Genomic DNA, 10,650 nt, shown 5'->3' with positions numbered 1-10,650 from the left:
TCTCGACGATCTCCGTCCGGCGACCCGCGAGGCGTTCCGGCACCTCGCTGCTGCGGTGGCGCGTCGCTTCGACGCCTGATCCGTGACGACGCTGCTGCTCGTCCGCCACGGGGTGACCGCCGCGACGGGGCACCGCCTCGGTGGGCGCACGCAGGCCGAGCTGAGCGAGGCCGGCCGCGAGCAGGCGCGCGCCGCGGCCGCGCGCCTCGCCGCACTGCCCGTACGGGCCGTCTACGCCAGCCCGCTGGCACGGACCTGGCAGACCGCGGAGCTGGTCGCCGAGGCCGTGGGGCGCGAGCCGGTGGCCTGCGACGGTCTGCTCGAGGTCGACTACGGCCGCTGGACCGACCGTCCACTGAAGGCGGTCGCACGGACCAGGATGTGGCCGGTGATCCAGGCCCGCCCGTCGCTGGCAGCATTCCCGGAGGGCGAGACGATCCGGCACGCGCAGGTCCGTGCCGCGGATGCGGTCGAGCAGCTCGTGGACCGGCACAAGCGCGGGGTGATCGTGGCGGTCAGCCACGCCGACGTCATCAAGGCACTCGTCGCGTTCTACCTGGCGTTGCCGCTCGACGCCTTCCAGCGGCTGCACGTCGCACCGGCGTCGGTGACCGTCATGGCGCTGTCACCCGGCGGACGCCCGACGCTGCTGCGCTTCAACGACGACGGGCCGCTGCGCGCGCAGGACTTCCGACCGCCACGCAGGAAGAAGGCGAAGGGCAGGTCATGACCGCAGACAGGCGCGACGCGTCGTGCTCCCCCGCCGCATGTGGGGTGGGGGTGGGGCACCGCGCCGCCCGCGACGTGATCGGGCGACGACCATGACGGCGTCGTTCGAATACCGCCCCGTCGAGTGGCTGACCGCGGGCGCCGTCGGCGAGCCCGGACAACGCACGTTCTACATCCAGGCACGGCGCGCAGGTGACATGGTGTCGCTGGTCGTCGAGAAGGAGCAGGTGCGCATGCTCGCGCAGCTCGCGCAGGAGCTGCTGGGCCGCGTCGACGTGACCGTCACCCCTGACGACCTCGACACGGCCGGGCAGGCGCTGCGGCAGCCGGTCGAGCCGATCTGGCGGGCCGGTTCGATGAGCCTGGGGATGGACACCGGCGGTGGGCAGTTCGTGCTGGAGGTCCAGGAGTTCGTCGACGACGAGGCGGACACCGAACCGGCGGTCGCCCGGTTCTGGATGGACCAGCGCCAGCTGGTCGCGCTGGCCGCGCACGCGGCCTACGCCGTCGAGGCGGGTGCGCGTGAGCGCTGCCGCCTGTGCGGTCGTCCGATCGACCCCGTCGACGGTCACGTGTGCCCGGCGACCAACGGCCATGGACCTCTCACCGTCTGACGCGCCCGCCGTCGAGCTCCTGCGGACCGCGGAGCTCGAGGTCATCGGTGTGCTGTCGGGCGCGAGCAACCACACGCTGCTCGTGCGGCTCGGCGGTGACGACGAGCGGTTCGCGGTCTACAAGCCGCGTCGCGGCGAACGGCCGTTGTGGGACTTCCCGCCAGGCTCACTGTGCCGCCGCGAGGTCGCCGCCTACCGCGTCAGCGCGTTCCTGGGGTGGGATCTGGTGCCTCCCACGGTCCTGCGCGACGGTCCGCACGGCCAGGGCTCGGTCCAGCAGTTCGTGCCACACGATCCGGCCGACCACTACTTCTCGCTGGTCGCGGATCCGGCGCTCCACCCCCGGCTGGCGCAGCTGGCGACCTTCGACCTGCTCGTCAACAACGCCGACCGCAAGGGCGGCCATGTGCTGCGCGTCCGTGACGACGACCGGCTCGTGGGCATCGACCACGGCCTGACGTTCCATCCGCAGCCCAAGCTGCGCACGGTGATCTGGGATCTGGGCGCGGCGGCGATCGCCGACGTGTGGCGCACCGATCTGGAGCGCCTCGCCACCGCGCTGCGGGCCGGGGACGGGTTGCTTGAGGATCTGCTGACGGCCGAGGAGGTGGCCGTGCTCGCGCGGCGTGCCGGCCTGCTCGCGGCCACCGAGGCGTTGCCCGATCCACCCGCCGACCGCCGGCCGTACCCGTGGCCCCCCGTGTGACGCGACCGGCACGGACCTGTGGTGTGTCGACCGGCCGCACGCAGGTGGAGACCGGCAGCGAGCACAACACCGGGGCCAGCATCGGCGTCGTCGATCCGTGCCCGTCGCTCGGGCCGGTCGGGCTCGGACGGTGTCGACGCAACGATGCCGGGACGACCGACACCACCGGCCCGGCATCGCTACGCTGCGCAGTGTGGCAGACGGTGCCGACGCCGGCGTGATCCTCGTCGTCGATGACGAGGATCTGGTGCGCGAGGTCGTCGGTGACTACCTGCGGCGGGACGGCTACCGGGTGCTGACCGCCGCGGACGCGCCGCAGGCCCGGACCCTGCTCGACCGGCACCGGCCCGCGCTCGCTGTGCTCGACATCATGCTCCCCGGCGGCGACGGGCTGAGCCTGGTGCGCGAGGTGCGCGCGCAGGGTTCCGACCTGCCGATCATCCTCCTGACGGCGCGCGACGACGAGATCGACCGCATCATGGGCCTCGAGCTCGGGGCCGACGACTACGTGACGAAGCCGTTCAGCCCGCGCGAGCTCGTCGCCCGTGTGCGTTCGGTGCTGCGTCGTGCGACCAACACCGGACCACGACCGGAAGGGACGCTCGGTGCCGGTGAGCTGCGCATCGACGTCGCGTCGCGTGAGGTGCACGTCGGCGATCGGCTGGTCGAGCTGACGCCCAAGGAGTTCGATCTGCTCGCATGCCTGGCCGCCGTGCCACGGCGCGTGTTCACGCACGAGACGCTGCTGCAGCAGGTCTGGGACTCGTCGGCCCAGTGGCAGGACCCGGCAACGGTCACCGTGCACGTCGGCCGTGTGCGCCGCAAGCTCGGGCCCCGGGGCGACGACAGCTGGATCACGACCGTGTGGGGGGTGGGGTACCGATTCGATCCGTGACCCGCATCGCCGCGCTGGTCGTGGCGGTCGTGGCGGCCGCCGTCGTGGCGTTGCCGCTGCTCCGGCCGACGCCGCAGGACTGGCTGCTGCTCGTGGTCCTGTTCGCGGTGCCGGCCGCGATCGCCGCGCTGATCGCGCTGGTGGCCGTGCGACGGGTCCGCACGATCGCCGGTGCCATGCGGACCATGGTGCTCGTCGCGCTCGGCGGCGCGGGCCTGGTCGTCGCCGGGGCGGCATCGGTCATGGTGGTCGACACCCACGACGCGCGGCTCGTGCTGCTGGCCCTCGCGGTGGGAAGTGCGGTCGGCCTGACCGCGGCCGGCTGGATCGGCGAGCGGCTCGCCGCCGATCTCGGCACGCTGGCGTCGACGGCCCACCGCATCGGTGACGGTGACCTCGACGCGCGCGCGGAGGTCGACCGCTCCGGCGAGGTCGGTGAGCTGGCGGCGGCGGTCGACGACATGGCCACCCGCCTGGCCGCCGCCGATCGCGCGCGGCGCAGTGACGCGGCCGCGCGTCGCGATCTGCTCGCGGCATTGGGCCACGACCTGCGCACACCGTTGGCGTCGCTGCGCGCGGCGGTCGAGGCGCTGCAGGACGGTGTCGCGCGCGACCCGGCGCGCTACCTCGATGCGATGGCCGCCGACGTCGACGTGCTGGCCCGTCTGGTCGACGATCTGTTCACGCTGGCGCGCATCGAGCGGGGCGAGCTGACGCTGTCACCGGAGCCCGTCGACCTCGCCGAGCTCGCCGACACGACGGTGACCTCCCTGGAGGTGATCGCGGAACGACGTCGGCTCGAGCTGACGATGTCGGCCGACGGGGACACGACCGCGATCGTCGATCCGCACGCGATCGGCCGCGTGCTGCGCAACCTGCTCGACAACGCCCTGCGTCACGCACCGGAGCGCACGAGCGTCGACGTGGCGGTCGTCGGTGGCGGTGACCACGTCACGCTGGCGGTCACCGACGAGGGCCCGGGATTCGATCCGTCGTTCCGCGCCCGCGCCACGGCGGTCTCGACGCGGTTCGACGACGCGCGCACACGCGGCGGTGCCGGCCTCGGCCTGCCGATCGCCCGTGGGCTCGTCGAGGCACACGGCGGATCGCTGCGCATCCATCCGCAGCCCGGTGGGCGCGTGACCGTGCACCTGCCGCGCGCTGTCCGCCGTACGATCTCCTCCCCGGCAGCGAGCGAGGTGACCGATGGGCCGGTTGGTGACGATCGATCAGATCGAGCGGGCGCGCGCCACGCTGTCGGGCGTCGTCGCACGAACGCCGGTGCAGCCGTCGCGCGCCGTGTCGTCGATGGTGGGCGCACAGGTCCTGCTGAAGTGTGAGCACCTGCAGCGGACAGGGTCGTTCAAGCTGCGCGGTGCCTACAACCGCATCGCATCGTTGTCGCCCGCGGAGCGGGAGCACGGGGTGGTGTGCGCGTCGGCGGGCAACCACGCACAGGGCGTCGCGCTGTCCGCGCAGTTGCTCGGCGTCGGCGCGACGGTGTTCATGCCCGCAGGTGCTCCGCTGCCCAAGGTGGCCGCCACCCGTGGCTACGGTGCGCGGATCGAGCTGGTCGACGGGGGGGTCAGCGAGGCGCTGGACGCCGCGACCGCCCGTGCGCGCGAGCGACATGCGGTGTTCGTGCACCCGTTCGAGCATCCCGACGTCATCGCGGGCCAGGGCACGTTGGGGCTCGACATCGTCGACGAGATCGACGACCCGGGCACGATCGTCGTGCCGATCGGCGGCGGAGGCCTGATCTCGGGCGTCGCCGCCGCCGTCCGGGCGCGCTCGCCCCGCACACGCATCATCGGGGTGCAGGCCGAGCGTGCGGCGGCGGTCCTTGCGTCTCTCGCGGCCGGCGCTCCCGTCACCGTCGAGGTGGGCGACACGATCGCGGACGGCATCGCGGTGTCGCGACCCGGCGAGCTCACGCTGGAGCACATCGCCGCGCTCGTCGACGAGGTCGTCACGGTCGACGACGAGACGATCGCACGCGCGGTCCTGCTGCTGGCCGAACGCGCCAAGCAGGTGGTCGAGCCCTCCGGCGCCGCAGGGCTCGCGGCGCTGCTGGCCGGCGCCGTGACCGACCTGGTCGAGCCGGTGGTGGTCCTGCTGTGCGGCGGCAACGTCGACCCGCTCCTGCTCGCGCGCATCATCCAGTCCGGTCTCGTCGGCGAGGGTCGCTACCTGGCGTTCCGCACACGCGTGCAGGACCGGCCGGGCGCGCTGTCCGCCGTGCTGGACCTGATCGCCGGCTGTGGCGCCAACGTCGTCGGCGTCGAGCACCATCGCCTGAGGCCCAAGCTCGGGCTGATGGAGGTCGAGCTCGAGCTCGCGCTGGAGACGCGGGGCGCCGATCACTCCGAGACGGTTCTGAGCGGCCTGCGCAGCGCCGGCTACCCGATCGAGCGCTGATCCCACATCAGCCGTTGACACACCCGCGCCATCGTACGGAGGGCCCACACGTGACCTCAGCCGGTGGCCGGTCGGTTCCCGGCGCCGTACGCGTCCAGGAAGCGCCGCACGCGGGCGGCGACCACTGCGGCGTCGTCGAACGGGAGGCCGTGGCCGGCGTCAGGCACGATCTCGACGGTGACGTCAGGCAGCAGGGCTCGCGCCCGGGCGGCGGCCGCCTCCGGCCGCATGATCGCGCTGTGCTCGGCGAGCAGCGCCAGCGTCGGTGACGTGACGGCCCGCAGGGCCGCGTCCGGGAGTGCGGCCGCGGCGTCGGGAGCATCGTGGTGGGCCGTCGCGAAGTTGGCGAGCCGTCCCAGCTGGAACAGGTCGGTGTCGAGGATCATCCGGGCGTGCAGACGTTCGGCCGCGCGGCGACGGATCGGCATCGGTGCAACCGCTGCGGCAAAGACCTTCATGCCCCACGCGATGAACCGCTTCATGTCGATGTCGACCAGCCCACCGGGATCGAGCAGGGTCGCGGTGGCGACCCGTTCGGGGGTGCGCCCGGCCCACACGAGCGTCAGCAGCGCGCCGTAGGAGGAGCCGACGATGTGGACCCGGTCGAGGTCGAGCCCGACCGCGACGGCATCGAGCCACGGCAGGTGGTCGGACAGCGTCGCGATCGGGGCGCGTTGCACGCTCAGGCCGACGTCGCCGATCACGTCGACGCAGTGGACGGGCCGCCCACCGAAGCCGTGCACGAGCATCGGCGCCCACATCAACGACGTCGCACCCCACCCCGGCAGCAGCAGCAGCGGAACCCCGTCGCCCGGCCACGAGAACACGTGGGCCGTGCCGAGCCGGGTGCCGACATCGGTCTCCGACGGCGGTGACGGCCACCGCTCCGCGCGCAGGCGGGCGTAGATCTCGTCGAAGCGCCGCTCGTCGTCGGGCTTCCTGAACGTCGTGAGCTTCACGTCGGTCATCCTCAGCCCCGGCACCGGGTTGTCTTCGTACGAGTGTACTATAACGTCGCGACGAAGAGGTGGCACGTGCCGAAGCAGGTCGACCATGACGCCCGGCGCAGGCAGATCATCGAGGCGTTGTGGCGCATCACCGTGCGCGGCGGGCTCGACAGCGCCAGCTTCCGGGAGATCGCGGGGGAGGCCGGCGTCTCGGTCAACCTGATCCAGTACTACTTCGGCACCAAGGACGCACTGCTGGTCGCCGCGCTGGAGCACCTGGGTCAGCGAGCGGTGGAGCGCATCCGGTCCCGCACCGGTGAGCTCGGTGATGCACCAAGCGAGCGGGCGGTCGTCGCCGCCATCTTCGACGAGCTCTTCCCCGACGACGAGGTCAGCCGCACGACGATGCTGCTGTTCGTCGTGTTCGAGGCCGCGGCCCTGTCCCACACCGGCCTGGCCCGGGCGGAGGCGCGTCGCATGACCGGCGGTCTCTTCGACACGGTGGCGGGCATGGTGCGCGCGGCGCAGGCCGCCGGCCGGGCGCCGACATCCATCGACCCCGGCCGGGAGGCGATCGTCCTGGTGTCGACGCTGACCAGCGTGTCCCAGGGCGTGCTGGGCGGACACCTGACGATCGAGGACGGCCGTGCGGCGATCAGCTATGCGCTCGACCGCGCACTGCCGCCATCGTGAGCCCGGGTCAGGTGCGGATGGTCGCCGGTTCGCTGGCGCCGGTGGCGTGCTCGACCGCGCCGGACACGCGCCAGCCGGCCTCCTCGCGCGTCATGAGGTACACGAGTCCCGTCGTGGCGCCGTTGGTCGACGTCACCTCGATCAGCACCTGCGCCTCGTCGCCGACCAGTGCGCAGCCGAGCACGTCGTGCGCCGCCGCGTCGGCCGCCTCCGGATAGCCGGACGTCACGATCTGCCGCAGACCCTCGGCGTCGACGCCGGCGGCGCGGAACTGCCGGCTGGTCAACGCCCAGGCGCCCTCCCAGTCGTCGGCCGCGAACGCCGCCAACTGCTCGGTGATCACGGCGTCGAGCGCCGCGAGGTCGCCGGCGCAGTCACCGACGTCCGGATCATCGGGTGGACCCGTCGCCTCCGGGCGGTCCGGGGTGCCGGCGGCGTCGGTCGCGCGCGGTGCGTCGGCGACCTCTGTGGTCGGCGACACGCAGCCCGTCGCAACCACGACCAGCACGGACATCGCGAGCACGAGGTGGCGCACGCGCCGCGCACCGGGCCCACGCGGCCTGCTCCCGGCGTGTTCGTCGGTGGCGGGCATGTGTGGACAACTGTAGGGGCCGACGGCGGGGCCGGCCGCGGCAGCGGGACACCGCCCCGACGGTGGCACACTGCACGGGTGGTCGAGTCGGTCGTGGCGCGCAACGGGACGGTCGTGCGTTCGTGGTTGGCGGCGATCGGTCGTCGACCGTTCGTGGCGGTAGACACCGAGACGACCGGGTGGGATCCATGGCGTGACCGGTTGCGGCTGGTGCAGGTCAGCGCGGGCCCCGGCCACCCGGTGCTGGTCGTCGACACCGCACACGTCGAGCCGGCCGTGCTCGCCGACCTGCTCGGCGACGTCGGCATCGCCAAGGTGTTCCACCACGCCGCGTTCGACCTCCGCTTCCTCGCGCGCGCCGGCCTGCGCGTCGAACGCGTGGCCGACACCATGCTCTCGCAGCAGTTGCTTGACGGCGGTGAGTCGTCGGCGGGACTCGGGCTGGCTGACATGGCGGCGTTCCGGTTGGGCGTCACGCTCGACAAGAGCCAGCGCTCGGGCTTCGTCAACGGTGGCACGCTGACGCAGGACCTGATCGACTACGCGGCCGCGGATGCGGCGGCGACGTGGTCGGTGTTCGACCAGCAGCGCCATGAGCTGACCGGTCACCGTCTGGGCCGGATCGCCAGGCTCGAGTTCGCGGCGCTGCCGGTGCTCGCGGGGCTCGCCCTGCGCGGTGTCGGGTTCGACGCGGCGCGGTGGTCGGTGTTGATGCGCGAGTTCGAGGCACGGTTGCCGGCGCTCGAATCGACGGCGCAGGAGACCTTGGTGACCGCCGACAGCCCGCGCAACCTGTTCGGGCCCGAGCCGGTCAACCTCGAGGCGCCGGAACAGGTGCGCGACGCGCTGGCACGCGTCGGCGTGGAGGTCGCGTCGACCCGCACCGAACAGCTCCGCGACCTCGACCATCCCGCTGTCGCGGCGCTGCTGGAGTACCGCGGTGTCGCCAAGCTCACCAGCAACTGGGGCGGGGACTGGGCCGATCGGGTCGTGCATCCGGTCACCGGCCGGGTGCACGCCGACTGGCGGCAGATCGTGGGTACCGGGCGGATCGCCTGCCGCGACCCCAACCTCACCCAGATCCCCAAGCAGGGTGGCTGGCGGAGCTGCTTCGTGGCGTCACCCGGGCACATGCTCGTCGTCGCGGACTACAGCCAGCAGGAGCTGCGCATCCTCGCCGCCGTGTCGGGCGATCCCGCGCTGTCGGAGGTCTTCCGCGGCAGTGGCGACCTGCACCGCGCGACGGCGGCGCTGGTGTTCAACGTGCCCGAGGAGGGCGTGACGCCACAGCAGCGCCACGCCGCCAAGGCGCTCAACTACGGTCTGATGTACGGCATGGGCGCCGCGAGCTTCGCGCGCAGCACCGGCATCGGTCAGGATGCCGCCGCGGACACGATCAGGCGGTACTTCGCCACGTTCCCGCGCGTCGAGCGATGGCTCGCCGACGCCGAGGCCGCGGGCCGACGCACCGGTCAGGTGCGCACCGCGCTGGGTCGGCTGCGCGTGCTACCCCGTGACCTGGGCGGCGGGGTGGCCCTGCTGGCGCGCAACGCGCCCATCCAGGGTGCGGGAGCCGACATGACCAAGCTCGCGCTCGCGCAGGTCGAGCAGCGCCTGCGTGCACGCTACGGCGACGCGCCGGACAGGTCGAGCGGACTGGTCCTGACGGTCCACGACGAGCTCGTCGTCGAGGTGCCCGAAGCCGACGCCGACCAGGTCGCGATCGACGTCGTCGATGGCATGCGGGCCGCCGCGGGCGAACTGCTCGGTGACGTGCCGGCCGCCGTGGACGTCGCCGTGCGGCCGCGGTGGGGCGCCGACGGGTAGGCTGCCGGGCCATGCAGCCATGGGTCACCAGCGAGACCGGTCAGCTCCGGGAGGTCATCCTCCACCGGCCCGGCAAGGAGCTGCGCCGCATCACGCCCGCCAACCGTGAGGACCTGCTGTTCGACGAGCTGGTCTGGGTCGACCGCGCACAGCAGGAGCACGACGCGTTTGCTGACCTGCTGCGGGCCCGGGGCGTACGTGTCCGGCTGTTGACCGACCTGCTGACCGATGCGTTGGCCGACGACGCCGTGCGCGCCGACGTCATCGCGCGACGCGCGACGGCCGACAGCTGCGGGGTCGAGCTCGTCGACCGGGTGCGTGGTCACCTCGGCGACATGGCGGCCGACGAGCTGGCCGACACCCTGATCGGTGGCCTGACCGTTGCAGAGGTTCCCGGCGCCCGCGCCGGCTTCGTCGGTGGCGTGATCGGTCCGCACGCGTTCCTGGTGCCGCCGCTGCCCAACGCGGTGTTCACGCGTGACCCCAGCGCGTGGATCGCCGGTGGCGTGGTCCGCTCGCCGATGGCCATGCCCGCCAGACGACCCGAACAGATCCTGTGGGAGGCGATCTACGAGCACCACCCCGACTTCGCCGGCGCGGCGCCGATCTGGTACGGCGACGCCAGGGGGCTGCACGCCACCCTCGAGGGCGGTGACGTCATGGTGCTCTCACCCCGCTGCGTTGCCGTGGGGTTGTCGGAGCGGACGCATCCGATCGGGGTCGAGAACCTGGCGGCCGGGTTGTTCGACGCCGGCGTCACGCAGCAGGTGCTGGCGGTCGAGCTGCCCAAGACGCGGGGGACGATGCACCTCGACACCGTGCTGACGGTCGTCGACACCGATGCGATCGTCCTGTGGCCGCGCATGCGGACCGGCACCGGCGTGTGGCGCATCGAGCCCGGAGCGTCCGGGCGCATGCAGGTGACCGACGAGCCGGACCTGGTGGCCGCACTGGCACGCGGGCTCGGCGTCGACGCGCTGCGGGTCGTCACGACGGCCGAGGACGAGGTGCTGGCGGACCGCGAGCAGTGGGACGACGGCAACAACACGCTCGCGCTGCGCCCCGGCGAGGTGTTCGCCTACGAGCGCAACGTCGACACCAACCGCCGGCTGCGGGACGCCGGCGTCACCGTGCACACGATCGAGGGCTTCGAGCTGCCCCGCGGCCGCGGCGGACCGCGGTGCATGTCGTGCCCCGTCGTGCGCGACCCCGTGCCCGCGTGATCGCGG

General features: G+C 72.9%; 11 protein-coding genes. 9 read left to right on the top strand and 2 right to left on the bottom strand.

Going from position 1 to position 10,650, the window contains the following annotated elements; translation table 11 throughout:
* The first annotated feature begins 82 nt into the window (after positions 1 to 82).
* The 6 genes from VFZ70_13410 (at position 83) to ilvA (ending at position 5,362) form a co-directional block, all read left to right on the top strand.
* The gene (locus VFZ70_13410; protein ID HEX6256797.1) at positions 83 to 730 is read left to right on the top strand and encodes a histidine phosphatase family protein; all 648 of its coding nucleotides are present in this window, start codon (positions 83 to 85) and stop codon (positions 728 to 730) included.
* Positions 731 to 821: 91 nt separating this feature from the next.
* On the top strand, positions 822 to 1,343 hold the full coding sequence (locus tag VFZ70_13405) for a DUF3090 family protein (GenBank protein ID HEX6256796.1): 522 nt from the start codon (positions 822 to 824) through the stop codon (positions 1,341 to 1,343).
* The gene (locus VFZ70_13400; GenBank protein HEX6256795.1) at positions 1,324 to 2,049 is read left to right on the top strand and encodes an SCO1664 family protein; all 726 of its coding nucleotides are present in this window, start codon (positions 1,324 to 1,326) and stop codon (positions 2,047 to 2,049) included. The genes VFZ70_13405 and VFZ70_13400 overlap by 20 nt, the downstream gene beginning before the upstream one ends.
* Before the next feature lie 193 nt (positions 2,050 to 2,242).
* Positions 2,243 to 2,944 carry a response regulator transcription factor gene (locus tag VFZ70_13395; protein ID HEX6256794.1) on the top strand — a complete coding sequence of 234 codons (702 nt, stop codon included), beginning with the start codon at positions 2,243 to 2,245 and terminating at the stop codon, positions 2,942 to 2,944.
* Positions 2,941 to 4,284, top strand: coding sequence for a HAMP domain-containing sensor histidine kinase (locus VFZ70_13390; GenBank protein ID HEX6256793.1), 1,344 nt, complete (start codon positions 2,941 to 2,943; stop codon positions 4,282 to 4,284). Before VFZ70_13395 ends, VFZ70_13390 begins: the two co-directional genes overlap by 4 nt.
* The gene (gene ilvA / locus VFZ70_13385; GenBank protein ID HEX6256792.1) at positions 4,253 to 5,362 is read left to right on the top strand and encodes a threonine ammonia-lyase; all 1,110 of its coding nucleotides are present in this window, start codon (positions 4,253 to 4,255) and stop codon (positions 5,360 to 5,362) included. Before VFZ70_13390 ends, ilvA begins: the two co-directional genes overlap by 32 nt.
* 56 nt (positions 5,363 to 5,418) lie before the next feature.
* On the opposite strand, the gene VFZ70_13380 is transcribed toward ilvA, so the two are convergent.
* Positions 5,419 to 6,321 carry an alpha/beta hydrolase gene (locus tag VFZ70_13380; protein HEX6256791.1) on the bottom strand — a complete coding sequence of 301 codons (903 nt, stop codon included), beginning with the start codon at positions 6,319 to 6,321 and terminating at the stop codon, positions 5,419 to 5,421.
* A gap of 75 nt (positions 6,322 to 6,396) precedes the next feature.
* On the opposite strand from VFZ70_13380, the gene VFZ70_13375 reads away from it, so the two are divergent.
* On the top strand, positions 6,397 to 7,002 hold the full coding sequence (locus VFZ70_13375; GenBank protein ID HEX6256790.1) for a TetR/AcrR family transcriptional regulator: 606 nt from the start codon (positions 6,397 to 6,399) through the stop codon (positions 7,000 to 7,002).
* A gap of 7 nt (positions 7,003 to 7,009) precedes the next feature.
* Here VFZ70_13375 and VFZ70_13370 read toward each other — a convergent pair whose 3' ends face one another.
* The gene (locus VFZ70_13370; GenBank protein ID HEX6256789.1) at positions 7,010 to 7,594 is read right to left on the bottom strand and encodes a DUF4864 domain-containing protein; all 585 of its coding nucleotides are present in this window, start codon (positions 7,592 to 7,594) and stop codon (positions 7,010 to 7,012) included.
* On the opposite strand from VFZ70_13370, the gene VFZ70_13365 reads away from it, so the two are divergent.
* Both VFZ70_13365 and VFZ70_13360 read left to right on the top strand, forming a co-directional pair.
* Positions 7,529 to 9,421 (top strand): DNA polymerase, encoded by a 1,893-nt coding sequence (locus VFZ70_13365; GenBank protein ID HEX6256788.1) that lies wholly within the window; start codon positions 7,529 to 7,531, stop codon positions 9,419 to 9,421. The two genes, VFZ70_13370 and VFZ70_13365, sit on opposite strands and share 66 nt — an antisense overlap.
* Before the next feature lie 11 nt (positions 9,422 to 9,432).
* Positions 9,433 to 10,644 (top strand): arginine deiminase, encoded by a 1,212-nt coding sequence (locus VFZ70_13360; protein HEX6256787.1) that lies wholly within the window; start codon positions 9,433 to 9,435, stop codon positions 10,642 to 10,644.
* Positions 10,645 to 10,650 lie beyond the last annotated feature (6 nt).

This window comes from Euzebyales bacterium (genome assembly GCA_036374135.1).
Taxonomy (GTDB): domain Bacteria; phylum Actinomycetota; class Nitriliruptoria; order Euzebyales; family JAHELV01; genus JAHELV01.
This window is presented reverse-complemented; position numbering and strand designations above follow the sequence as displayed.